Origin of the sequence: Pseudoalteromonas sp. SR41-8, assembly GCF_014163915.1 — a bacterium.
Lineage (GTDB): Bacteria > Pseudomonadota > Gammaproteobacteria > Enterobacterales > Alteromonadaceae > Pseudoalteromonas > Pseudoalteromonas rhizosphaerae.
Genome location: NZ_JACJEE010000029.1, coordinates 1 through 24,651 on the forward strand (window position 1 = coordinate 1; position 24,651 = coordinate 24,651).

Below are 24,651 nucleotides of genomic sequence, written 5' to 3' on the forward strand. Positions count from 1 at the left end.
AGCCAAAAATAACTTACAGCTTAAATTTTTCAATTAGTTTTAATTCAAATTTTTTATAGCTATACTTTTATCAAACGCGTCAGCTAAAGCAAATTTAAATAATTTATCTAGGCTATTTTCTCCTACTCGCCCATGGGCAGATTATAGAATTTGATATCACGACAACAAAATGACTACGCCTTGGGGTATAGTAAAACCATCTGATTTACAGTTAGTACACCGATATAAATGTTCTGCTAAGAAATCAGAGCAAATGTACCAAAACCTCAAAAGACAGACATCTACACAAGATAAGTATTTATTTGAATTACAGAACCAATTACTAGATATTGTTGGTGATATTTCAGAAAAGACAGGAAGTTAATTTTGCTAGAATCCAAAAAATTAGTACCAAAAAAAAATCATCATTTTGTTTGGCGGCGTTATCTAGAAAATTGGCAGGTTGATAATAAATTAGCTTACTTTGCTACTAAAAAACATATTGCAGCAACTGAAACCGCACTTGGAGTACCTAAGCAAGATTTTTTTTATAAATTGGAACATATTGAAAATTATGAAGATCTATATATTAAGATCATTCTTAAGTTTATATCTGATTCTAATTACGAGATAAACCTTCATTACTACAATTAGTTTAAAGCTGCTTTAAAACAATCCGATAGTGTTAATAACTGGAAAATTAACCTTTTAGAGAATTATCATTCTAAAATAGAGGGTGAAATGCTTAAAGTTTTGCCTCAACTAAGTAATGGTGATTTTAATATCCTTGAAAACTCAGATTACTTTAAAGATTTTATGAATTTTCTTGGTCATCAGGCAACTAGGACTAAAGATTTAAAAGATAGTAGTTTTTCTAAGTTAAATTTGTGGCCTAGATTTTCTTTAAATGAGAATTTTAGAGATGAAAAAGATATTGACATTCTATTGAGTGTATTTAGAAAACACTGGTGGTTTTTTAGTTTTGTCTTTGGGCAAAATTACGCTCTTAATCTCTTAACAAATTGTAATATCGATATTCATATCCCATTAATTAACTCTTCAGACATTTCATTTATTACTTCTGATTCACCAGTAGTAAGTCTTAAAAGTATTACTGGTAATGGTAAAGATCTCTATTTTCCAATCTCACCAAAGTTTGGGTATGTAATCTTACGTGATATAAACACTAAATTTTTTAATGAGTTATGTACAACAGAAGATGTAAAATTATTTAACTCATTAATTGTTCAAAATTCACATCAAACTTATTTTGCAGATTCAGAATCTTCTATAAATGAATACAGAAAGTTATTTATGAAAACTCACTAGTGCCATTATATCTTATTGCTAACATTGTAAATAATTGATAAAAAGGACTTTCGCCCTTTCCTTTAATATTACGTACGATAATTTATGGATTATTAACTACGACTCATAAAACTACATTACTTGATAGATTAGATCATTCAATTATTTTCAGCTCAACATTTTCACTATTGAGTTTTTTATCAAAATCATCGGCTAATTTTTCAGTTTCACTAAACACGGTGTTCCAATATTTAATGCGTGTATCCACATCGAGTTCTGTAAAGTCGTTTCTGTCGGGGATTTTTCCGTAAGGTAAGCTGGCGATGAATTTTTTAGAGGGAGTGATCATTACTACGTTATCGTAATTTTCAGCGGCGACTTTACGTTTTAAACTTTTATCAAACCACCCTGCTTTTGGATCTGAATTGAAATGTGGATATAGAATAAGTCCAGGATTGTTAATTTTAAAATCAAAGTGGTAATCAACAATACCACCATCGCGATACATGCCTGCAGGCGCGCCGGCAATATTTTTTATACCTTGCATTACTAGCGGTATTGATCCCGATGCCAGTAAGGCATCTTTTAAATTTGTTTGTGTGAGTGCGATATTTTGAGTTTTAAAATTGTAGCTGTCAGTAATACTTAAATTACTATTCGGTGCGCCAAAAATAAAACGCTCATATTGCCCGCCTAATAATTTACGATTAACGCGATTAAACAGATAACTTTTTGATAAACCCAAAAGCTGTATTAATTTATGTTCACTGGCAATTAACCCGTTAGATTTTGCAACGATAAAATGCGCTTTAAATACCGGGTTATTGATTATTTCTGTAACGCCATGATTACCAAACACATCTTCGAGTAGTGCGCGGGCTTTAGTGGTAATTTCATTAGGAGTGGGTTTATTACTAGAATATCGGGTTTGCGAATACGATTTTGCTAAGCGTTCAATGGCCGCAACGGGATCGTTTTGTGAAAAACATGCAGATCTGAATGCTCCAGCCGATGATCCAATTAAATTGAGTTGCGATGATCGGTTTTTAAAAAACTCACCAAAAATATACTTATCTAAACCAAATAAAGTAAACCATTTAGGGCCACCGGATGCACCTAAAAAGGCATTAAAAAGGTCGGGCTTAAAACCTTGTTCTGTAATTATTTTTGCCGCAGTTTTACCTGCATATATATCAATCATAAAAATACTTAATCATTTTCAACAACCAGCAAGGTGAATACTTATGCAAAAAACCTCGCGACAATAGTCATGTTTAGTGCCAAATACCCTGCTCGGTTTTACCTTGAATGAGCACATTTTTTGCATTAAATTCAGGCTCAATACCTTCAGCTCGTTGCCTATTATAATCGTCTGTGACATTTAAAATAGTCGGGGTGAGCAGTATTATGGCAATTACATTGACAACTGTCATCAAGCCAAGAGCAATATCGGCTAAATCCCATACTTCTTTTAATGTGGCAGACGCCCCCCACATCATCATTGATAGATATAAAAATGTGTAAATGCCGCGCCCTACTTTATTATCGAGCTTAAATAAATGTAGGTTACTTTCGGCGTAAGCGTAATTAGCCACTACCGAGGTAAAGGCAAATAAAGTAATGGCTGCTGCTACAAAGTACACGCCCCCTTGTGCTAAATGTGCGGTCATTGCCGCTTGTGTTAAGCGAATGCCTGCCATCTCACCACTGATATCAATATCAGCCAATAAGATAATCACAGCGGTACAACTACACAACACTATAGTATCAAAAAACACCCCAAGCATTTGAATATACCCTTGCGTTACTGGGTGATTTGGAATGGGTGACGCACTTGCTGATGCATGCGGTACACTGCCTGCGCCAGCCTCGTTTGAATACAAGCCACGTTGAATACCGTTTTTGATTGCCGCACCCATTGCGCCTGCACCGGCTTCTTGCAGCCCAAAAGCAGATAAGAATATATCCTTCAACATAGCAGGTACTTGGGTGAAGTTAATCAAGGTAATAATCACAGCTGCCAGTACAAATACAATGCCCATCACCGGCACTACTCGCTCAGCAAAGCGGGCAATAGCTTTAAAGCCACCGAGTATAATAGAGCCTGCAAGCAGAGTTATGACTATGCCTGAATATAAGGTTGGAATTTCAAAAGCGAAATTAAGCGCATCAGTAATGGTGTTGGTTTGCATCGCGCTAAAAGTAAAGCCATAACCTAAGAACAAACACAACGCAAACGCGATAGCGAGACTACGACTGCCTATTCCTTGTTGAATATAATAAGCGGGGCCACCTCTGAATTCGCCTTGGCTATCGCGTACTTTATACACTTGGCCAAGTACGCTTTCTGCAAAACCGGTCGCCATGCCCAGTATGGCAATCACCCACATCCAAAATATGGCGCCACTGCCACCTAATGATATCGCAACAGCAACACCGGCTAAATTGCCAGTTCCAACCCGCGCACTTAATCCGGTGCACAGTGCTTGAAACGAACTAATGTCGTTTTTATTGCATTTGCTACTGCCTTTGAGAAGGCTGAACATGTGTTTAAATTTTAAAATTTGAATCAGTTTTAAGCGTACTGAAAACCAAATACCTGTAAACAGTAAAATGTAGATCAGTATTTGTCCTTCACCCCAAAGCAGGTTATTTATACTGCCTACGATTAAATCAAACATGTTTGCCCTTGTTATTATTTTTCAACCTGCAATAGAATACATATGCTGAATTTAAGAATATTTAGTTGGCAATACTTTATCTTGCTGATATAAATTAGCAAGTATTGAGTGTATTAAAATATCAATAAGTTATTTACAACACCCTACAATTCCCTTCATGATTGTTTGTCATAGCAATTATTAAATTTAATAGATGAATAGCTTATCGATTCGATACTACACACGAAAAATCCACAGCCACCAGCACCACTATCACCAACTTGTTTTGCCACTTAGTGGCTATATAGAACTTGAAATGAATAATTTCGCGGCGCCTGTTGGTGTTGGTCAATGTGTTGTGATCCCTAAAAATACTCTACATGCGTTTAAATCAGATGAAAATGCACGTTTTATAGTGGCCGATTTATTAGAGCTCCCAAATAACTTAACGACGATGAATGCCCCCTGTTTCAGTATTGACGATAAATTAATGAGCTATCTAAGTTTTACCCAAAAGCAGTTGCAAGGTGTAACTAACATAGATGAAGCAGCGTTATGTTTTAATTTATTTTTGGTGTTACTCAGGCAACAAACTACCAATGCGACTATTGATCCGCGGATAAATAACGTTTTGTTATTAATAAAAAAAGATTTATCGATAGACTATACATTGAATGATATGGCTGCGGTTGCATGTTTAAGTGTTACTCAATTCAAAGCGGTTTTTAAGCAATGTATGCACACCAGCCCGGTTAAACATCACACGCAATTAAGAATGGAACATGCGCGTTCCTTACTTTGTTACTCTGATTTACCTATAGCAGTAATTGGTGAACAGGTTGGTTATAACGACCCATCAGCTTTTAGTCGCGCCTTCACTTGCTACTTCAAACAATCCCCACGAGACTTAAAAAAGCAGCTTTAGCGTCAACAATATCGCCTTTTAAGCACAGTGTTAGATAGTAAAATTGATAAACTACCTTTATCAATTAATTTTTAATTAAATGTTTGCTATGTCTACAATTTTCGGCGTATTAGCTATTTTTTTATGGGGCGCATTAGCATTGTTAGGTAATTTAACTAAAGCATTACCGGCTTTTCAATTACTATTTATGTGCTTCTTTGTGTCGTTCTTATTGCTGTTTATTAAACGGCTTGTTACCAAGCAGCCTTTGTTAACTCTGCCTACACTTGGTAAGGCGCAAACAATTATTGGCATAGTTGGTTTATTTGGTTTTCATTTTTGTTATTTTATGGCACTTAAATATGCACCATTGATCGAAATTAGCCTGATTGTATATTTATGGCCATTGTTATTGGGTGTTTTTGTCGCGCGGTCTGAAAACAAAATAAATGCGATTATAGGCGGGCTGGTTGGTTTTATAGGGATCGTGTTTTTAATTAGTGATGGCAGTGGTTTTACTATCAATAGCCAGTACTTTTTAGGCTACCTATTTGCTGCGAGTTGTGCGCTATTATGGTCGAGTTATTCATTGTTCATGACTCGCTTTGATAATCACGTTGATGATATTGGTTGGCTTTCTCTTTATGTAGCTATTTTGGCCTTATTGGCACATATATATTTTGAACAAACAGTCACACGTTTTTCATTAACGCAGACTGTAGGTATTTTTTTGTTAGGGTTAGGACCTGTCGGTGGCGCATTTTACTTATGGGACATCGCTTTAAAAAGAGGTAATAAAACGTTACTCGCCTCTTTGAGTTTTTTAACACCGCTACTATCTACCGTGTTACTGGTTATGGCTCAACAAATACATTTTTCATGGTCAGTTTTAATTGCATTGGCATTTGTTTTAATTGGCGCAGCGATCAGTAATTATAAATGCAGGCCTCGGGTCGTTAATGCGAGCCATTTATGACTCGCTTATTAATTACAAACTAACAACACATGATACTTATCCAACTCACATACAACTGATAGGAATAAATTCATTAATACCAATTAGTTAGCCACAGCAACAGGGTGGGTATTGTTTGCTGGGTATTGCTCAGTAAAATAGTTATTACCTGCCAATAAACCTAATTTATAATCACGACGTAGATCATTGGTTGAACTACCAAGTAATTTGCTCGAAAGCTTTTGGTTTGCAAAAATTTGTATTATTTCTACATCTTTCGGAGGATTGGCAATAAATGCTAACTCATCCTCATACGCTTGTTCGTGTTGTAATAAGTAATCTAAGGTTTTTGGGCAATATCCTGATGCACAAACAAACGCTTTTAACTTGTTTACCCATGCCGATTGCGCTTGAAAGTCTTGATCAACTGTGCGGATCACCACAATTTTACGTGCACCACGATTGTAGGCTTCGCGCACTGGTAGTGGCGCAGCAAGGCCACCATCTAGGTAAAAGTCTGACTCAGCGTGTACGTCGGTTTTATCTATTTCATTAGCAGCTAATGCATTTAACCATGGCGTGAGTTTTACACCTTGTTTATATAAAAATGGCAGTGCACTTGACGCTTTCAATAGATCTCGCCATTGCTGGCCTTCACCGGTTGGTGATAAAAAATAAGGTTTTCGATCACGGGCATTAGTGGCGGTAATAAGTAACTCTCGTTCACCCAAACTTGCTTTTGCAGTTTTAAAATCAAGTGCTCTGTTAACTTCGGTAGTTTTATCAAAGTACCAGTCTAAGTCGACTATATGTTTACCAACTAAACCACGGCCTAATTGAAAAAATCGTTTGTGACGCGAAAGCCCTCTGATTAAGCGTTTGGCATACCCTTTTTGGCGAGCTAAATAGCTAGTAAGGTTTTGTGAACCTGCTGAAGTACCAATAAATAAATCGAATGGGTCATATTCATGTTCAAGCCATGCATCGAGTACACCTGCGGTGAAGATCCCTCGTTGCCCACCACCTTCCGCGATCAATGCTGTTTTATCGAAAGTATTTGTGATTTTGGGGTCTTGAGGTTTCAAAATATGCCTTCCTTTGTAATTACTTTATTGGTTTATACCTTCATTTTAATGTGTTTAAATCAAACGTTAAAATTGATTATATAAATCGAATTGATTATAAAAACAGAACGCAAGCTTAAATAAGATTAGTGCTGTGTTTTGCACTTTTAAGTAGAGTTCAGAAACTAGTAAACATTGTGTATTAGCTAGTTTCTGTATTGTAACGGGGGTTAAGTGTACCTTAGCTTAATTTTCAGTGGTTATGCTTTTATTGACCGTAAAATCTCCAACGCGTGATGACGGTCGCTACTTTGGTAAAGATCATTGGTAAAAATGAACTCATCGACACCAAGCTCTTTGACTATCATATTTAGCTTATGAGCAATGGTCACTGGACTCCCTACCACAGATAATCCTAAAAAGTTTTCAACCTGAGCCTGCTCTTGCTCATTCCATAATCCAGCCATGCTTTTAACGGGAGCTTTTAGCCATAAAGGATCACCACGTAATAGTGCTAAGATACGCTGTTTTGACGTGGTTGCTAAAAACTGTGCATGTTCATCGCTATCTGCTGCAACTATCGGTAAGCCAAGCATTACATACGGTTTGTCTAACACATCAGAAGGTTGAAATTCACGGCGATATAAAGCGATTGCATCATAAACAAAACGCGGTGCAAAGTGGCCAGCAAACACATAAGGGAGGCCTTTTTTAGCAGCTAGTTGCGCACTGTATAAACTGGAACCAAGTAACCAAATAGGTACATTGGTGTTCTCGCCAGGAATAGCGCGAACAGGGTGACTACCATCGTAAGGGCCTAATAAAGTTTGCAGTTCAGTGACTTCATCGGCAAAGTTTTCAGCGCGTCGTTCATCTCGGCGCAGAGCACGACTGGTTATATGATCGCTACCTGGAGCGCGACCTAAACCTAAATCAATACGCCCAGGGTATAAACTCTCTAACGTGCCGTATTGCTCTGCAACAATCAGTGGCGGGTGATTTGGTAACATAACGCCACCAGCACCTACTCGTATAGTTTTAGTTTGCCCTGCTATGTGGCCAATTAATACAGAGGTTGCCGCGCAGACAATTCCCGGCATATTATGATGTTCAGCCATCCAAAATCGGTTAAAACCGAGTTCATCAGCTTTTTGTGCATAAGCGACACTATTTGCAAGAGTACTTGAGACGGTGGCATCTTCTTTCATTGGGCTAAGCTCAAGTAAAGAAAACGGTATTGCAGATAACCCAGACATGCGTACTCCTCATTGCCTTTAATAAGTGATAAAGATAGTCAAAATAATTTAACCATCATTACATTAATGGGTCTGCTGGGTGGTTAATTCAATCATTGATTTTAACTACTCAATTGATCCTGTCGATTAAGCTAAGTGCAGAGTGATTATTGCATTAAATGCACTTACACTCATTCAATGCAATTACAGTACACTAAATAAACTACACACGTTATTAGCTGTATCAAACATAACAATATGATTTATAAATATTATTTTTATTTTAAATGTTTTGGATCAGGTATGCGTAATTGTTTAACGAGTGGGTGATTTATTTTTTTCATTTCTATTAATACTAATTGAGCAACTTCTCGAGCACCGAGTTCATTGAAATGGGTATTGTCTTCTACGCCCATAGGGTAATTTGGATGCAAGTTAGGTGCTATATGCATAAAACGTAAGCGTGAGTTGATCCCACCAAGCTTTTGAAAATACTGTTGGGTCACTCGTTCCATGTCAATAAAATCGACCTCAGTCTGTTTGGCTACATCTCTTACTATATCAGCGTAAATAGGATGGCTGTCTTTGATCTGACCTTTTTCATCAAAATTACGACGCGTTACCGGAGTCATCAGTAATGGCTGTGCCTGCTTTGCTCTTACTTCAGCAATAAAATTAACTAGGTTTTGCTTATATTGCTCTGGTGTAGTGTAACGGTCCACTTTGTGTTTTGACTGATCGTTATGACCAAATTGAATGATCACAAAATCACCTTTATTAAGTTCATTTATAATCCCTGCCCACAAGCCTTCACTGATAAAGGTGCGTGTACTACGACCATTTTTAGCACGATTTTTAACGTCGATGCTGTCATTAAAAAAGATACTAAAGGGCATTCCCCAACCTGTTTCAGGGTAATCCTTCACTTCTTTAATTGACATGGTTGAATCCCCTGCCATAAAAAGCTGAACTTTAGTAGTTGCTGACATACTTGAAAAACTCATCATGATAAATATTGCTGCAATTAATTTTCCCATTCTACTCGCTCTTTGTCGTTTTTAAAAAATCAGTTTAGCTCGTAATAAAATTATTTTTTGTAGTTTAGTGAAAAATAATTTTATTAAAATGTAGTTCCAGTTATAAACATACCACCAACTGCCACCGGTGGCAAATAACAAGTTAAATCATAGTGCTGAATAAAATTGAACCAGTCCTTAATGTACTTTTACTGCAAAAAAAATGTAAATAAACCATGAAAAATGTAATTTATTAGGTTTGACAATACGCTTTTTTAGATATAGCTTGATTTCTATGCCACCGGTAGCATTTGTATTTAGCTGATATTGCTATCGATTCAAATCATAGTTTTATGACATTTAATCATAGACTTATATTTGACTGGCTAAATAAAGTAATAAAAATAAAAGCTCAAATCAACAGCATAAAAAAGGAACACACAATGAAGACTGCAAATAAGTTCGTTCTCAAGCCACTTAACTGCATTGTTAGTGCCTTACTACTGGGCACAACATCGTATGCAATCGCAGCCGATGAACAGCCACAAACAGATACTAAAGCCCAAAATGACATTGAGTTAATTCAAGTAACTGGATTTAGATCATCATTAAATAAATCGTTAGCAACTAAACGTTTTGAAGTAAATACCACTGAATCTATCGCGGCTGAAGATATTGGTAAATTCCCTGATCTGAATATCGCCGAATCATTACAACGTATTCCTGGGGTAGCTATTTCTCGTGAAGGTGGTGAAGGACGGCAAATTACCTTACGTGGTTTAGGTCCTGCATTTACACGTACTACCTTAAACGGTATGGAAGTACCTGCTAGTACCGATGGCACCGACTCTGGTGGCGGCGTAAATGGTGGCCGTGCATTTGACTTTAATATATTTGCATCCGAACTATTTAATCGTGTTGATATCCAAAAAACGCCCACGGCCGCAACTGAAGAAGGTGGTATAGCCGGGACTGTTGATATGTATTCTGCACGTCCGTTTGACACAACAGGCTTTCATGTTGCAGCGTCTGCGCAAGCCGGTTATAACGACCTCACTGAAGAAGTCGACCCACGGATGGTATTTATGATCAGCAACACATTTGCTGATGATACAATCGGGGCTTTATTCTCTGTCGCAAAATCTGAACGCACCGTGCGCCAAGAAGGCTTTGGTACAGTACGCTGGACCACCCCCGTACTTGATGGTGGCGGTATCTATGCTGACACCTCTAATACTGAAGTTATTGGCACACCCAAAACAGGGGACTGTGAGTTCGAAGGTCAAACAGTCGATGCTGTGAACTGCTTATATACGCCTCGCCTGCCTCGCCCTGATTTTTTCGGTAATGAACAAGACCGTTTAGGCTTTACCGGTTCATTACAATATGCTCCTAACGATGATCTGGTCCTTACACTAGATACATTACATTCAACTCTTGATAATGACCGTACTATGTACAACTTTTTCGAGATGTTTAGAAACACATTCAGCGAAATTACTCCTGAATCGATTACCATTGCTGACAATGGAAAACAGATCCAAGCAGCGACATTTAACGGCGTTAAATCTCGAGTAGAAAGTCGTCAGCAGATTTCAAAAACAAAATTTAAACAATACGTATTCTCAGCTAAATATCACTTATCTGATTACCTTCGATTAGACGCTATGGTGGGCACTGCTGAATCGGATGCTCGCTCTGAACAGTATCGTTATAACATGACCAATAACACACCTCATAGAGTATCGATGGATTTTGGCACCAGCAATAATACCGCTGTGATGAATTACGATTACGATACTCTAGATGCCAACTCCTTTGATTTAGCCGATGGGCGCTTACGTGCAACCGATGTACTACGAGAAAATGACACCGCTAAAATTGATTTATCATACGAGATGGATATGATGAATATCAAAGGCGGTATTGCCTATAACGACAGAACGGTTAGTTACGATGAATCACAAATAAACGGTTTTCCTGATCAAGATTCTGCAGCTGGATTTTCTCAGTTAATGCCCTACGATGATTTTGGCACCGGTTATGACGGTACGTTATCACCCTTTATAGTGGCTGATTTTGATGCAATAAATTCACAGCTTTTAGTTAAAGAGTGGGTGCCACGCAGTGCGCAGAGCTGGAAAGTTGAAGAAGAAACAATGGCTGCCTACATCGAAACAAATTTTGAGTATGAAATTTCAAGTATGCTGCTCAGAACTAATGCAGGTGTTCGCTATGTAAAAACTGAGACCACATCAACAGGTTTTATTCAAACTGATGCGGTATCAATCGACAATAGCTATGACAATATTTTACCAGTGCTAAATTTAGCCCTTGATGCAACCGATGATGTGATTGTAAGGCTGGGTTTATCTAAAACCATGACCCGCCCGAGTTTGAGTTCACTTAATCCTGGTAATCCATCGTTTTCTTATTTAAACGGCACTGTTAGTGCGGGTAACCCATTCTTAGACCCATTTACCTCTACCAATACAGACTTTGGTGTTGAATGGTACTTTGCAGAAGAATCGCTATTAGCAGCAACAGCGTTTTACAAAGACATTGGCTCTTTTATAAAAAGTGATAGTGAAGAAAAACTAGTCGATCCTGCTTATTTACCTTTCATTGATAATGATCCGCAATATGATCCATCAAGTGCACTCGATCCTAGAACTACTCCTTACACACATTTCGTCCCTGTAAATGGTCAAGGAACTGTGATCAAAGGGCTTGAACTTATTTATCAGCAACCTTTTTCATTCCTACCTGGGTTGTTAAAAAATATGGGGTTAGTGTCTAACTATACGTATGTATCTGCAGGTGAAATTACGGGTCTTTCTAAAAATTCTTATAACTTTACCCTGTATTATGAAGAAGAAAACTATGGCGCTCGTGCTTCAGTGAATAAACGCGACAATTACATCACTGATTACACGGGTAACAATGGTAATGCTGAAGAAGCGACATCTGGTCCAACACATTTTGACCTATCAGCCTTTTATAATATTAATGAAAATGTCACCGTAACATTTGAAGCAATTAACCTTACCGACGAGTATGAACGCCTTTATACAACGGGTGATGGCAGTTTAGATTTACCACGTGAATATAATCATACCGGCCGACAGTTCTTTTTAGGAATACGCTACAACTTATAAAACAATGTTTAAACTTTAAATTCCCCTAAAGTAAACAGCTTAATTAACATTTTAATTAAGCTGTTTTTCTATGCGCACAATACAGACAACTCAATGTTAATTGCCTTTCTTAATTGATAATCATAAATTAATCACATACTAACAATAATACCTTATGTTGTAATTATACGACTAAAGTAGCGCATCAGTTATTTATAATTAAAACGAAGTGCAGCCGATGGCTAATAATCAGTTAAACCACAGTGCTTATAAATAATGTTGCACTTAAATGGTATTCGCACGCCATTGAAAATGTAAATTAAAGATGAATGATGTTATGTTTTTCGTTTGACATCACATCAATAACATTATACTTTCCACCTATGCCACCGGTAGCAAAAATAATTAATCAATACTTCGCTACATACTTTCTCGTTGTTTTTCCCATTATGGATTATGAGGTTAGGTGTAATAAGAATCAGAACAAGTACATGACAAACACACTCTTTCAAGTCATGTTAACTTAATAACAATAAGTAGAACGTGGAACCACTATGACAACCAGCACACACAATTTTAAACTTAGTAAGTTAATGACCAATTTAATACTCAGTGGCGCATTGACCAGTGGCTTAGCATATGCAGCGCCTCAAGATGAAGCTGTTGCTGATGATCAACTTGAAGTGATCGAAGTAAAAGGTTTTCGCGGTAGTATCAATGCCGCTTTAATGTCTAAGCGTGAAGCCGTTGGTACACGTGAGACTATCATTGCTGAAGATATTGGTAAATTTCCTGACTTAAATGTTGCTGACTCACTTTCGCGTGTACCTGGTATCTCTATTGAAGAGGATGCAGGTGAAGGTCGTCAAATTACCATTCGTGGTCTAGGTTCTCGTTACGTTAAAACCACAATTAATGGCATGGAGTCCGCATCTGCTGGTGCTGCAACAGACGCTGCGGGTGGTTCTAATACATCTCGTGCATTTGATTTTAACGTATTCGCATCTGAACTGTTTACCCAAATAGATATTAATAAAACCGTTTCTGCTGAACTTGAAGACGGTGGCATCTCAGGCAATGTTAACTTACAAACGGCGCGTCCATTTCAATATGATGGATTTAAAGGCGCTTACAATGTCAATGCTCGTTATAGTGATGTTGATGAGGATGTATCGCCTCGTGCTTCTTTTATGCTAAGTAATAACTGGGATAATAAGTTTGGTGTACTTGCCTCTATTGCATACTCTGATGGCACAGTACAAAGTGAAGGTTCATCAACTGGACGTTGGACTGTAAACAACCCCAGTTTTGTCGAAGATGGTTTACCTGTTGGTCAAGGCGGCTCAAATTATCTTACCGTAGCACCTAAAACATTACTGATGCCTAACGGGAATTACACCAATGAAAATTTAGATGGATTATATTTACCGCGTATTCCTCGCTATTCATTGTATTCAAAACAACAAAAACGTCTTGGTGCAACAATTGCTTTTCAATATGCGCCTACTGATGATCTCTCATTCAACTTAGATGTGTTGCATGCAAGCTTGGATAATGATTCTGAAGAATATCACTACGAAGTATTATTACGAGATCAAAAAAATATCGTTCCTGAAAACATTTATGTAGATAATAATAACACTATAGTCGCTGGTGCATATTCAAACGCCATTATCCGTTCAGAAACACGCAAAGATACATCTGAATCAGCATTTGACCAAGTTAGCTTTACTGGAAATTGGTTTATTAACGATCGTTTTAAAATGAACTTCCTAATTGGCCAGGGTAAATCAGATTTAGACATTCCGAATATGACCACCTTTGCCCTAGATAGTAATCAATCTACCGTGGCCTATAGTTTTGATAGTAATATAGACCCTTTATCATTAATTAATAACCCGGGCGGACAAGCGATTGGTAGCGGTGAGTTAAACACCACTATGCCGTCATTTGCATTTGCTGCAGGTCAGGCACCTGGCGGTAATTATAGTAAAGATGAAATAGCATCGGTGATGACAGATCCAAGTAATTACACCGCTGGTTTAGTGCGTAACCGCTCTCAAACGATTGAAAGTGAAAATAAAACTATTAGAGTTGATTTTACATACGAGATTAACGATGAATACACAGTTAAGTTTGGTGTTGGTCAGCGTAGTTTTGAAACAGAACAACACTATAATTTAAATAACTGGAAAGACATCAATAAAGATACAAATAAAACATCAGGCGCAATAGCAGAAGAGCGTGTTATATCGCTAGATGCAGCCCAAATTGATGGCAGCTTGTTTAATACCACTTTAGATAAACAAGGTGTAAGTTTTGGTAACAACGCTTCAATTCCTGGTTCATCAACGCTTAACAGTAGTACTTGGTTAGCACCTGATTATAATGCCATGTTCAACGCCTTTGCTGGGGCAGACTTTTTTCAAGCCAAAGAAGATTTTAGACGCACTTATTATATTAAAGAAGAAGTTGCTACAGCATTTGTCCAGTTAGATTTCAGAAACTACATATTTGATAAAGAGCTACGTGGTAATGTTGGTGTACGTTATGTTGATAACAAAAACACCAGTCGTATCGTAAATTTAGATCATATTTACAAAGATGGTTTCACTGCGGGACGTGGCGACGGTGCAAACTATGCTGCAGGTTATGGCTGGCGTGAATCAGTAAGTGAAGGTGATGAATGGCTACCGTCTTTTAACCTTGCTTACGATATTACAGAGGACTTAGTCGGTCGCTTTAGTTATTCACACGCAATTACTCGGCCAAAATTATCTGATTTACGCTCTTCAATCAGTATTAATACGCCGAGTATTGATGATCCATCAGCGACAATTAAGATGGGTGCAGGCCCGTCACTCAAGCCTTATAAAGCGAAACAATACGATCTAGGTTTGGAATGGTATTTTGCTGAAGAGTCACTGCTTGCAACATCACTGTTTTATAAAAATATTTCGGGTTTAACAAAAGCAAGTTCTGAGCAGGTTTTATCACAAACCGAACTTGATAGACTTGGTATCGACCTTGGCGACACAGATCCTAGCACTGTAACTTGGCAAGTATCGCAACTTGTCAATACCGATGCTGAAGGCATGTGGGGCGCAGAATTTATTTATCAACAGCCTTTTACCTTCTTACCTGAACCATTTAATGCCTTAGGTTTACAAACTAACTACACCTATATTGATTATACACGTGATATAGAAGACCCATTTTACGGCACGCAACTTAACTTAGTAGAAGAAGAAACATCAAAGAACACATACAATATAACCTTGTACTATCAAGTAGACGATTGGTCGGCTCGTTTTTCTTATAACTACCGAAGTGGCTATAACAAACAATATTTAGACGAATATAAAGATGAATCAACCTTTGTGCGTGGTTATGATGCAAAGGCGAAGCTTAATTTCTCTGCCCGCTACAAGTTAACAGAGAAAATGAGTGTTTCATTTGAAGCCGTTAATTTAACAGATGAAAAACAAGATATGTGGAATGATATTTACACGCCACGCCCTTATGAAAATCTGTCATCAGGTCGCCAGTTTTTAGTGGGTGTAAGGGGCACTTTCTAAACTTAATCAACACATAGCCTCGTTAACTGAGGCTATGTCTGCAATATAATACTCTCCCCAGTGCATAATCGATGATTTTTACTATCGATTATTTTATTAGTCACTAATTTTAAATAACTTTTTCAAAAACAATAAGTCTTTGAAAATTTAAACTTTGTAGTAAAATCACATTGCCACCGGTGGCAATAACTGCTAATGTTAACCTATTATAATAATTCCAATTTCAGCAGCAGGATACAAAATGAATAATCAACGACGGTATTTTCTTAAAGCATTGGCTTCTAGCACGTTGGTAACAGCAACCTTAGTTGGCTGTAAGTCAGCCCCTTTGCTCAATGTTTTTGACGCACCAATTAGCGCTGACGATTGGCAAATGGCTGCACAAATCAAATCAGCGATTGTAGTACCGACCTTCCCTGCTAAACAATTTAATATTAAAGACTTTGGTGCAAAAGAAAATGGCCAACATGATTGCACACAGGCCATTAAAAACGCCATTGAAGCCTGTCACTCACAAGGAGGTGGTCAGGTCTATATTCCAGATGGTACCTACCTCACTGGTGCGATTCATTTATTATCAAACGTTAACTTGCACCTCAGTGATAACGCAATAGTGAGCTTTAGCACTGATCCCACTCATTACTTACCAGAAGTATTTACTCGCTGGGAAGGCTTAGAAATGATGGGCTACTCACCACTTATTTATGCTTATGAGCAAGAAAATATTGCCATCACAGGTAAAGGCACACTGCAAGGAAATGGCGATAACCAAACCTGGTGGCCTTGGAAAGGACCACATAAGGAAGGTCATTGGGATTTAATTAAAGATAGCCAAGGTAAAGTATTGCACCAGCGTGAAGCACGTGATCAGTTGATGGTTGATGCCGAAGTCGGTGTGCCTGTCAGCCAACGTATATACAGTACTGGTGCCTATTTACGCCCTCCTTTTATTCAACCGTATAAATGTAAAAATATTTTAATCGAAGGCGTAACGATTAAAAACTCACCGTTTTGGTTAGTGAACCCGGTTTTATGCCAAAGTGTTACGGTTGATAACGTGAATTTTTCAAGCCATGGCCCTAATTCAGACGGCTGTGATCCAGAAAGTTGTGACCACGTGCACATTAAAAACTGTGTATTTGATACCGGTGATGATTGCATCGCGATCAAATCGGGCCGAAATGCTGATGGTCGCCGTGTTGGGGTAGCATCGCAAAACATTGTTATTGAAAACTGCCATATGAAAGAAGGCCATGGTGGTGTTGTGATCGGCAGTGAGATATCTGGCGGTGTAAATAATGTCTTTGTGCAAAACTGCACCATGGACAGCCCCCACCTAGAGCGTGCTATTCGTATCAAAACTAACTCAGTACGTGGCGGTTTAATCGAACATATTCGCATACGTAATATCGAAGTTGGCACAGTTAAAAATGCTGTTGTGATCAACTTTTTTTATGAAGAAGGCGATGCGGGACAGTTCGACCCAACAGTTCGAGATATTCAAATTGAAAACTTACATTGTAAAAATGTGCTCAGTAAAGCGTTTTATCTTAATGGTTTTGAACGCGCACCAATTAACGATATTCATTTTAAAAACTGCCATTTTGACCAAGTAGGCAGTCAGTCAATCGTAGCTCATGTAAATAATATGAGTTTAGATAATGTCACTTTAAACAAACAGCCACTGACAATGGCGCAATTACAGCAATCATGATAGGAACCGATGTATGAACGCGTTTTCAACATTATTAGGCACCCAAACAATTCTGCCTATAATACAAGCAAATAGTAGTGAAGAAGGTGTCGCTATTGCAACCGCGATGCATAAGGCGGGTATCCAATTAGTGGAAGTTGTGCTGCGCACGCCAGCGTCACTTGACGCATTAATCGCGATTAAAAAAGCACTGCCCGATTTATGTGTAGGTGCAGGCACCATTACCGATCAAGCGTTACTTGCAAAAAGCCTTGCCGCAGGCAGTGATTTTATTGTTACGCCTGCTATATCGCCACGGTTACTCGATGCCCTTAGCCAATCTTCGGTCCCTGTTGTGCCGGGTGTTTCAAACACCGCAGATATTTTACTTGCTAAAGAATATGGCTTTACTGAGCAAAAATTGTTTCCTGCTTCTTTGTGTGGTGGCGAACAGTTTTTAAAAGCAGTCAGCAGCGTATTTGCTGATATTCGCTTTTGCCCAACAGGTGGCATTAATGAACAAAACTTTAAAGACTATTTAGCACTTAATAATGTGATGGCTGTGGGTGGAACTTGGGTTGCACAATCACAATGGGTACAAAGTAAAGACTATGAAAAAATCACGCAAGCCTGCCTTCAGGTACTAAATAACAATTAATTTACATATTGACTGCCACGTGCTGTCAGTGTAATTTACCTTTACATGCCACCGGTGGCAAATAACAAGCAGAACAGTTAAGGAATCTTCTATGTCTGGCAATATTGAACCTTTAGAATTGCACCCAGATCGTTTGTTTTCGAGCGATCCTACCGTTGTTGCAATCGCTAGAAAGTTATACGAATCAATTAAAGACTTACCGATTGTTAGTCCGCACGGTCACACTGATCCTCGTTGGTTTAATGAAAATGAAAACTTTGGCAATGCTACTGAGCTATTTATAAAACCCGATCACTACGTATTTAGAATGCTTTATAGTCAGGGGATCCCAATGACTGATTTAGGCGTGCCAGAGCATGGGCTGCAAGGCGATATGGCACGTTCAAAAGCAGCTGCTCCTGAAAAAGTATGGCAAATCTTTGCTGATAACTATCACCTGTATGCAGGTACGCCAAGTGGCTATTGGTTAGATGCGGTATTTAGTGATGTGTTTGGTTTTACAGAAAAACTTTGCTCTGAAAATGGTCAGCACTATTATCAAAAAATTACAGCTGCGTTAGCAACACCCGAGTTCAAGCCTCATGCACTGATGGACCGCTTTAATATTGAACTAATTGCCACAACAGAGGGTGCACTTGATCAGCTCCCGCACCACCGCGCAATTGCAGGCTCTGCAATGGCAAAACGTGTGATCACCACCTTTAGACCGGATGATGTGGTTGATGCAAGCCGCGAAGATTTTATCGACAACGTAATTAAACTCAGTGAAATCACAGACCAAGATACAACAACTTGGCAAGGTTACTTAGCGGCCATTCAAATTCGCCGAGATTACTTTCGCATTGAAGGTCGTGCAACAGCAACTGATCATGGTCACCCTACTGCACTTACTGCGGATTTATCACTAAGTGAATGTGAAGCATTATTTGCCAAATGCCTTACAGGTCAGGCTTCAGAGCAAGAGCAAGAGTTATTCCGAGGGCAAATGCTCACTGAACTTGCCGGTATGAGTATTAAAGATGGCTTAGTGATGCAAATTCACCCCGGTGCACATCGTAATCATAACCAAGCGGTGTTTGATCAATTTGGCCGTGATAAAGGCTGTGATATCCCAAGCCAAACTGAATACGTTAACGCACTCAAACCACTCTTGAGCAAATACGGAAATCACCCAGATCTTAAAATCATCTTATTTACTTTGGATGAAACAACCTACAGTCGTGAGCTTGCGCCACTAGCTGGTCACTACCCTAGCCTTAAATTAGGCCCTGCGTGGTGGTTTCATGACAGCCCTGCCGGTATGCTTCGTTTTAGACAGCAAACAACAGAAACAGCTGGTTTTTATAACACGGTTGGCTTTAATGATGACACCCGCGCATTTTTATCAATTCCAGCTCGTCATGATGTCGCACGCCGCGTTGATTGTCGCTATTTAGCAGAGCTTGTAGCAAATCATCAAATTAGCGAAAGTACTGCACAGACTCTGGCTTATCAACTAACCTATGGGCTAGTGAAAAAAGCATACAATCTCGATAAATAACAATAATAGAGCCACTTAATTTAAGTGGCTCAACCATTGAGGACAGACAATGACTTTAAAAACATCACTGCTATCAAAACGCGTTATGATAGGAACAGTTCTAAGCTCAAGCCTATTATTGGGTGCCTGCCAAGAACATGCAGATCTTAAAACACCACTGCAAGCGAGTGAAACTAACTCCATTGGTAGCGCATTAGTTGCTAAAGTGGACATTGTTAATCCATCTTCATTTAAACGCCCTGATGAGCCTATCTATCTTAGCTACTACGATTTAGGTCTGAGCCAAGCATCTGCGTTAACAATAAAAACGGCGCAGCAAGTATTACCTAGCCAAGCAGTAGATATTGATTCAGACGGTGAACTTGACGGTATATATTTTATTGTCGATTTAAATGATAAGCCTGTTGAAGTCACTATTACACAGCAGAGTAAACATCCAATCACAGTAGAAACCAAGCGCGTTCAAGCTGATCTTGCCCATAAACAAGGTGGTCAATGGCAGCCTCATTCTCGTCCGCCAAAACACCAAGTTGGCACAGGTAAAAAAGAGTATGTAGGCGGTGAATTTAAAAATGTTGATGAGTTAACACCACCAGATTATTACACCGATCATTCAAATTGGATCCGTTATGAAGGCCCAGGTATTGAGTCGGATAAAGTCGGTTACCGTTTTTATCTAGATTGGCGTAATGGCTTTGATATTTTTGGCAAGTTAACCACTAAACCAGTGTTACATACCGTTGGCCTTGATGGATATGATTCGTATCATGACAAACAAGGCTGGGGAATGGATATACTTAAAGTGGGCAATTCATTAGGCGCTGGCGGCTTTGGTTTAATGGGCTCTAATGATGAATTAGAACATGTATCTGATGTTAGCAAACGTACAGCACGTATCCTTGAAAATGGTGATCTACGTGCCAGTATCCAAATTGAGTATCAAGGCTGGAAAAATAGTTATCAACAACAAAACCTTATCGCTAACATTAGTATGCACGGCGGCTCACGCTTAGCACATGTTTCACTTGCAACAGATAAAGACTTGTCTAATTTAGTCGCCGGTGTTGTTAAGCATCATGATACTGAGCTTATTCAAGGTGATCTGGATGCAATGAGTAATTATGGCTACAGCTATATTGCCAGTTGGGGCAATCAGAGTTTAGATAAATCAGCTTTAGGGATGGCGGTATTTTTTAAAAAAGGTGATGTTATTGATGTACGCCAAGACAAAAATAACTACCTTGCAGTACTAAAACCTAAAGGGCAAAGTACACAGCATGTAGATTACTATTTTGCCTCAGTGTGGCAGCCTGAAAGTGGTATTAACGATAAAGAAAGCTTTATTGAGTACCTGAATCAACAAGCTGAAAGATTGACAATTAAACCTCGTATTACTTTGTATACCACAGTAACAGCAAAACAAACAACGCAGCGACTGAGTGAGGAGTCAGCACTCGAGTGGGCTCGTGCCCTTGCCGATTCAGAGCTAAAAAGAAAAACACTGGGTTACCATGCTGGTGGCTGGGATGTGAACCGTAAACGCAGCCCAAAGTTTGAATACGATATTATTGGCTTACAACCATATGCCTATTATCAATTAGGACTGGCAACGGATGAGCAAACATATAAAAATGTGATTGCCCAAGTTACTGGCAGCTTTATTGATCAACAAGGCAAAATCACCGCCTATAAACAAAGCAATTTTAATATCGATAATATTCCACCTGGTCGCAACCTTATCCAGCTATACCAAGATACCAAGCAACAAAACTACTTAACGGCTGCAAAAGCGTTACGAGCGCAGTTACAGTTACAGCCACGTACATCACAAGGCGCATTTTGGCACAAAAACAAATATCAACATCAAGTGTGGCTTGATGGCGTTTATATGGGTATGCCATTTTTAGCCCAGTATGCCAGCTTATTTGAAACGGGCCACCAGCAACAAGAAACTTTTGCTGAAGTGGTAAATGAATTTAAGCTTACGCGTGAAGCACTTCGCGATCCAAAAACTGGACTGTACTATCACGGATGGGATGAATCAAAACAGCAAGCATGGGCTGATAAACAAACCGGCGTTTCGGCAGAGTTTTGGGGCCGTGGTATGGGGTGGCTCGCTATGGCAGTGGTTGATGTACTCGATTACATCCCAGCAAAAAACACAGAGCAACGCGATACCTTACTCGCCATAGTAAAAGAGTTAGCCACGGATATAGCCAAAGTTCAAAATACTGATACCGGCACATGGTGGCAAGTTTTAGACAAACCAACGGCTTTGGGCAACTACCAAGAATCTACTGCAACAGCAATGTTCGCTTATTTTTATGCCAAAGCGCTTAATAACGGTTATATCGATGCTGATTATCAAGACACGGCGCTTGCAGCTTATCAAGGTTTACTTAACCAATTTACATTAGTCCATAACGATGGCACGGTGAGTATGACAAACCAATGCTATGTTGCAGGACTTGGCTTTGGCCGTGATGGTAGTTTTCACTATTACATGAGCGAACCGATCAGTAAAAATGATCCTAAAGGAAATGGTCCCTTCATTCTAGCAAGCCTTGAAATAGCTAAGCTTCTAGCTGGTAACAACTAAACAGCCTCTGATAAGTTAGCCAGTAAACAAAGTACATTGCACTTTGTTTACTGGCTAAAACTCGCTTTCCCTAAACCATAACAGCACACTTCGTTCATAACGATTTATGATGCGTATAATAAAAACATTTTTTATCTGCTGCTTATTTTGTTCAATAATGGATGGGTCTGCGCAAAATAATAACAACTCACTGAGCTATGCAGTACAAATGGTTAGTTCTGAGATGCTCTGTAACCTTCAGGCGTACACCACCTATTGGCGCGATTAACCGCGATGGGACTACACTACCCATTGCTTAGTGTTACTGTCATTCGTGAAGCTCTATCTGCGTCAACCAGAGCAACGCTATTAGTCTACAGGCGGGATTGTTGATAGCAGCGACAATGACTCGAAGCGAATTAATGTCCAAGCGCTTATAAATATTGATGGGTTAAGTGATTTCACTTCAGCTAGCAAGAGGTGGGGGGACCGTTATGAAACTATCCCACAACGTTAGCGCTGTGCATCACCTATTTCCTATATTGATAACAACGCGTTTGCGACACTTTTCATTAATAGCTCAGTACCACGCTCTCGAGCAGGCCGAAACAGCGCAATACAAAAGTTAGAGGAATTACAAATAACCAGCCAAGTTTATCAATTCAAAGGCGCGCAGCATTCATTTTGGTTATTCCAGCCGTGGTTAACACCAACGACTGCCGTTATTGATGACTTTTTAACAGCACAATTCGCTAACAGTCGTTGAACACTATTGAAGTTATAATCGAAAGCCACGATGACTTAACAGATCTGTTAAAGTCAAAGTGGTTTTTGCTTTATTATTCGCTAAGTGAATTTAAGTACTGCTGTAAAACCTGCTCTTTAGTGGCATTTTTCAATTGCGGCTGATGTTTTTTTAGCCAGTTATCATCCACACCATCTTGATCGGCATCTGTGATTGCTGTAAAGCCTATAAATTGTTTTTCATAAGCATCCCAACTACCTATTAATTCAAACTCGTGGTCTATTAGACCGTTTTTCTTGATGGGCACAGCGTCTATTAATTGTTGATAAACTAAGTTATCAACACTATCAATAAATCGGCCATTGGCATTTTTGCTTGCACCAATGTCTTGTGCTTTGGTGGCAGTATAAAATGCTTGCTCTGCACTAATATAGGCCAACGATTCTTGCACAGCAGATGTAATAATTACTTTATCGCTTAACCAAGGGCTCTTTGTATCACTCTTTGTGCGCTTTGCTTTGACTGCTTTACGGTAGTTTACACCTAAGTAGTTATGCTCACTCAGTTGTGGATTGTTCTCAAGTACATTACCCATAATATACGCCTGATTTTCTTTTATCTCAGGGGAGTACCAAATATCCGCAAACTGCATGATCTTACTTGCTTTGCCTGGCTTATAGTAATTATTGATCAGGTTAAAACGACCATTTTCTGAGCCATACACATTGTTATGTCCCCAGTTAAAAATAATATTATTAATTATTTCAACAAACTCTTCATTTTGTGCGTATGGTGATTTAAGTCTATGCCCGTTGATCCTTGGTGTTCTGCTGGCATGATTAGCGAGTATATTATTAATGAAACTTGCATTTGCTCCGCCCCAAATACCACCATAACCATGATCTCCTTTAGGGTGAATTGAATGGCTTAAACTGTGCGAAATCATTGAGTTTTGTAGTGTGAAATTGCGGTTATTATAAAAACTTGCAGTTTCATCAACCGACCAACTTAATGAACAGTGGTCAATTATCACCGTATCACTATTTCGTACTGACAAAGAGTCATCTGCGTAACCAAATGTACCTAAACGAAAGCGCATATAGCGAATAATCACGTTAGTACTGGACGACACAATCACAGGTGCACCAATAAGGGTAATACCTCCAGGCGAGCTTTGTCCTGCAATGGTGATATTGCCGTGTGAAATTTTAAGTTCGTCTACCAGCTTTATCACTCCTGACACCGCAAAAACAATGGTTCTAGGATGCTTTTGCTCTACCGCATAGCGTAACGTACCCTCAATTGGTTTATCAGCTTGATCTGCTAAGCTTGTGACAATATAAAGCTCACCGCCCTTTCCTCCGGTTGCATATTTTCCGAAACCTTGCGCAGAAGGAAATGCTAAATTAGCATTTATTTGTTCAGCAGATAATTTAGCTGAAATAGAAATAGTAAACACAAAAATCATACACATGTAAGCTATGTGCAGATATTTTGAGTGATTATTTTGCAATAATTGCATAATGGTCCTTTAAAATTGCTTTTACACTTTAGGGTTTAAATAAAAAAATACACATGTTGATGGCTAATAAATTGACAAC

16 protein-coding genes are annotated in these 24,651 nt (G+C 38.8%); 10 read left to right on the forward strand and 6 right to left on the reverse strand.

Annotation, left to right across the window (positions count from 1 at the left end; translation table 11 throughout):
* Positions 1-366 precede the first annotated feature (366 nt).
* Positions 367-633 carry a hypothetical protein gene (locus H5162_RS16600; RefSeq protein WP_182779010.1) on the forward strand — a complete coding sequence of 89 codons (267 nt, stop codon included), beginning with the start codon at positions 367-369 and terminating at the stop codon, positions 631-633.
* A gap of 45 nt (positions 634-678) precedes the next feature.
* A complete protein-coding gene (locus tag H5162_RS16605; protein WP_310736438.1) occupies positions 679-1,308 on the forward strand; it encodes a DUF4238 domain-containing protein in 630 nt (209 codons plus the stop codon).
* A 133-nt stretch (positions 1,309-1,441) separates the two neighbouring features.
* Here H5162_RS16605 and H5162_RS16610 read toward each other — a convergent pair whose 3' ends face one another.
* Both H5162_RS16610 and H5162_RS16615 read right to left on the reverse strand, forming a co-directional pair.
* Positions 1,442-2,488, reverse strand: a complete 1,047-nt coding sequence (locus tag H5162_RS16610; RefSeq protein WP_182779012.1) for a patatin-like phospholipase family protein — start codon at positions 2,486-2,488, stop codon at positions 1,442-1,444.
* 73 nt (positions 2,489-2,561) lie between these two features.
* The gene (locus H5162_RS16615) at positions 2,562-3,968 is read right to left on the reverse strand and encodes a sodium:alanine symporter family protein (protein ID WP_182717275.1); all 1,407 of its coding nucleotides are present in this window, start codon (positions 3,966-3,968) and stop codon (positions 2,562-2,564) included.
* Between the two features lie 193 nt (positions 3,969-4,161).
* On the opposite strand from H5162_RS16615, the gene H5162_RS16620 reads away from it, so the two are divergent.
* Both H5162_RS16620 and H5162_RS16625 read left to right on the forward strand, forming a co-directional pair.
* Positions 4,162-4,872 carry an AraC family transcriptional regulator gene (locus tag H5162_RS16620; RefSeq protein ID WP_145239052.1) on the forward strand — a complete coding sequence of 237 codons (711 nt, stop codon included), beginning with the start codon at positions 4,162-4,164 and terminating at the stop codon, positions 4,870-4,872.
* 88 nt (positions 4,873-4,960) lie between these two features.
* Positions 4,961-5,827: a DMT family transporter gene (locus tag H5162_RS16625; RefSeq protein WP_182757804.1), complete on the forward strand. Its 867-nt coding sequence runs from the start codon at positions 4,961-4,963 to the stop codon at positions 5,825-5,827.
* An 83-nt stretch (positions 5,828-5,910) separates the two neighbouring features.
* Here the strand turns inward: H5162_RS16625 and H5162_RS16630 are convergent, their stop codons facing one another.
* The 3 genes from H5162_RS16630 to H5162_RS16640 form a co-directional block, all read right to left on the reverse strand.
* The gene (locus H5162_RS16630) at positions 5,911-6,891 is read right to left on the reverse strand and encodes a patatin family protein (protein ID WP_145239058.1); all 981 of its coding nucleotides are present in this window, start codon (positions 6,889-6,891) and stop codon (positions 5,911-5,913) included.
* Positions 6,892-7,130: 239 nt separating this feature from the next.
* The gene (locus tag H5162_RS16635; protein ID WP_182759763.1) at positions 7,131-8,126 is read right to left on the reverse strand and encodes an LLM class flavin-dependent oxidoreductase; all 996 of its coding nucleotides are present in this window, start codon (positions 8,124-8,126) and stop codon (positions 7,131-7,133) included.
* Positions 8,127-8,383: 257 nt separating this feature from the next.
* A complete protein-coding gene (locus H5162_RS16640) occupies positions 8,384-9,142 on the reverse strand; it encodes a rhamnogalacturonan acetylesterase (protein ID WP_182759764.1) in 759 nt (252 codons plus the stop codon).
* Between the two features lie 422 nt (positions 9,143-9,564).
* Between H5162_RS16640 and H5162_RS16645 the strand changes: the two genes are divergently transcribed.
* From H5162_RS16645 to H5162_RS16670, 6 genes are all read left to right on the forward strand, one after another.
* The gene (locus H5162_RS16645) at positions 9,565-12,279 is read left to right on the forward strand and encodes a TonB-dependent receptor (protein WP_182779014.1); all 2,715 of its coding nucleotides are present in this window, start codon (positions 9,565-9,567) and stop codon (positions 12,277-12,279) included.
* 533 nt (positions 12,280-12,812) lie between these two features.
* Positions 12,813-15,836, forward strand: a complete 3,024-nt coding sequence (locus tag H5162_RS16650; protein WP_182759766.1) for a TonB-dependent receptor — start codon at positions 12,813-12,815, stop codon at positions 15,834-15,836.
* A gap of 241 nt (positions 15,837-16,077) precedes the next feature.
* Entirely contained in the window at positions 16,078-17,550 is a 1,473-nt protein-coding gene (locus tag H5162_RS16655) for a glycoside hydrolase family 28 protein (RefSeq protein WP_182779016.1), read from the forward strand.
* A gap of 13 nt (positions 17,551-17,563) precedes the next feature.
* Positions 17,564-18,187, forward strand: coding sequence for a bifunctional 4-hydroxy-2-oxoglutarate aldolase/2-dehydro-3-deoxy-phosphogluconate aldolase (eda, locus tag H5162_RS16660; protein WP_182779018.1), 624 nt, complete (start codon positions 17,564-17,566; stop codon positions 18,185-18,187).
* A gap of 91 nt (positions 18,188-18,278) precedes the next feature.
* Positions 18,279-19,727, forward strand: coding sequence for a glucuronate isomerase (uxaC, locus tag H5162_RS16665; RefSeq protein ID WP_182779020.1), 1,449 nt, complete (start codon positions 18,279-18,281; stop codon positions 19,725-19,727).
* Between the two features lie 49 nt (positions 19,728-19,776).
* The gene (locus H5162_RS16670) at positions 19,777-22,326 is read left to right on the forward strand and encodes a glycoside hydrolase family 88 protein (RefSeq protein ID WP_182779022.1); all 2,550 of its coding nucleotides are present in this window, start codon (positions 19,777-19,779) and stop codon (positions 22,324-22,326) included.
* An 818-nt stretch (positions 22,327-23,144) separates the two neighbouring features.
* Here the strand turns inward: H5162_RS16670 and H5162_RS16675 are convergent.
* Entirely contained in the window at positions 23,145-24,572 is a 1,428-nt protein-coding gene (locus H5162_RS16675; RefSeq protein ID WP_182779024.1) for a polysaccharide lyase family 1 protein, read from the reverse strand.
* Between the last annotated feature and the right edge of the window lie 79 nt (positions 24,573-24,651).

Excerpts from the sequence above, each read along its gene's own strand:
- H5162_RS16610 (WP_182779012.1), bottom strand. The coding sequence starts at position 2,488 with ATGATTGATATATATGCAGGTAAAACTGCGGCAAAAATAATTACAGAA.
- H5162_RS16670 (WP_182779022.1), top strand. The coding sequence starts at position 19,777 with ATGACTTTAAAAACATCACTGCTATCAAAACGCGTTATGATAGGAACA.
- H5162_RS16615 (WP_182717275.1), bottom strand. The coding sequence starts at position 3,968 with ATGTTTGATTTAATCGTAGGCAGTATAAATAACCTGCTTTGGGGTGAA.
- H5162_RS16655 (WP_182779016.1), top strand. The coding sequence starts at position 16,078 with ATGAATAATCAACGACGGTATTTTCTTAAAGCATTGGCTTCTAGCACG.
- H5162_RS16675 (WP_182779024.1), bottom strand. The coding sequence starts at position 24,572 with ATGCAATTATTGCAAAATAATCACTCAAAATATCTGCACATAGCTTAC.
- H5162_RS16620 (WP_145239052.1), top strand. The coding sequence starts at position 4,162 with ATGAATAGCTTATCGATTCGATACTACACACGAAAAATCCACAGCCAC.
- H5162_RS16625 (WP_182757804.1), top strand. The coding sequence starts at position 4,961 with ATGTCTACAATTTTCGGCGTATTAGCTATTTTTTTATGGGGCGCATTA.
- H5162_RS16650 (WP_182759766.1), top strand. The coding sequence starts at position 12,813 with ATGACAACCAGCACACACAATTTTAAACTTAGTAAGTTAATGACCAAT.
- eda (WP_182779018.1), top strand. The coding sequence starts at position 17,564 with ATGAACGCGTTTTCAACATTATTAGGCACCCAAACAATTCTGCCTATA.
- H5162_RS16645 (WP_182779014.1), top strand. The coding sequence starts at position 9,565 with ATGAAGACTGCAAATAAGTTCGTTCTCAAGCCACTTAACTGCATTGTT.
- H5162_RS16635 (WP_182759763.1), bottom strand. The coding sequence starts at position 8,126 with ATGTCTGGGTTATCTGCAATACCGTTTTCTTTACTTGAGCTTAGCCCA.
- H5162_RS16640 (WP_182759764.1), bottom strand. The coding sequence starts at position 9,142 with ATGGGAAAATTAATTGCAGCAATATTTATCATGATGAGTTTTTCAAGT.
- uxaC (WP_182779020.1), top strand. The coding sequence starts at position 18,279 with ATGTCTGGCAATATTGAACCTTTAGAATTGCACCCAGATCGTTTGTTT.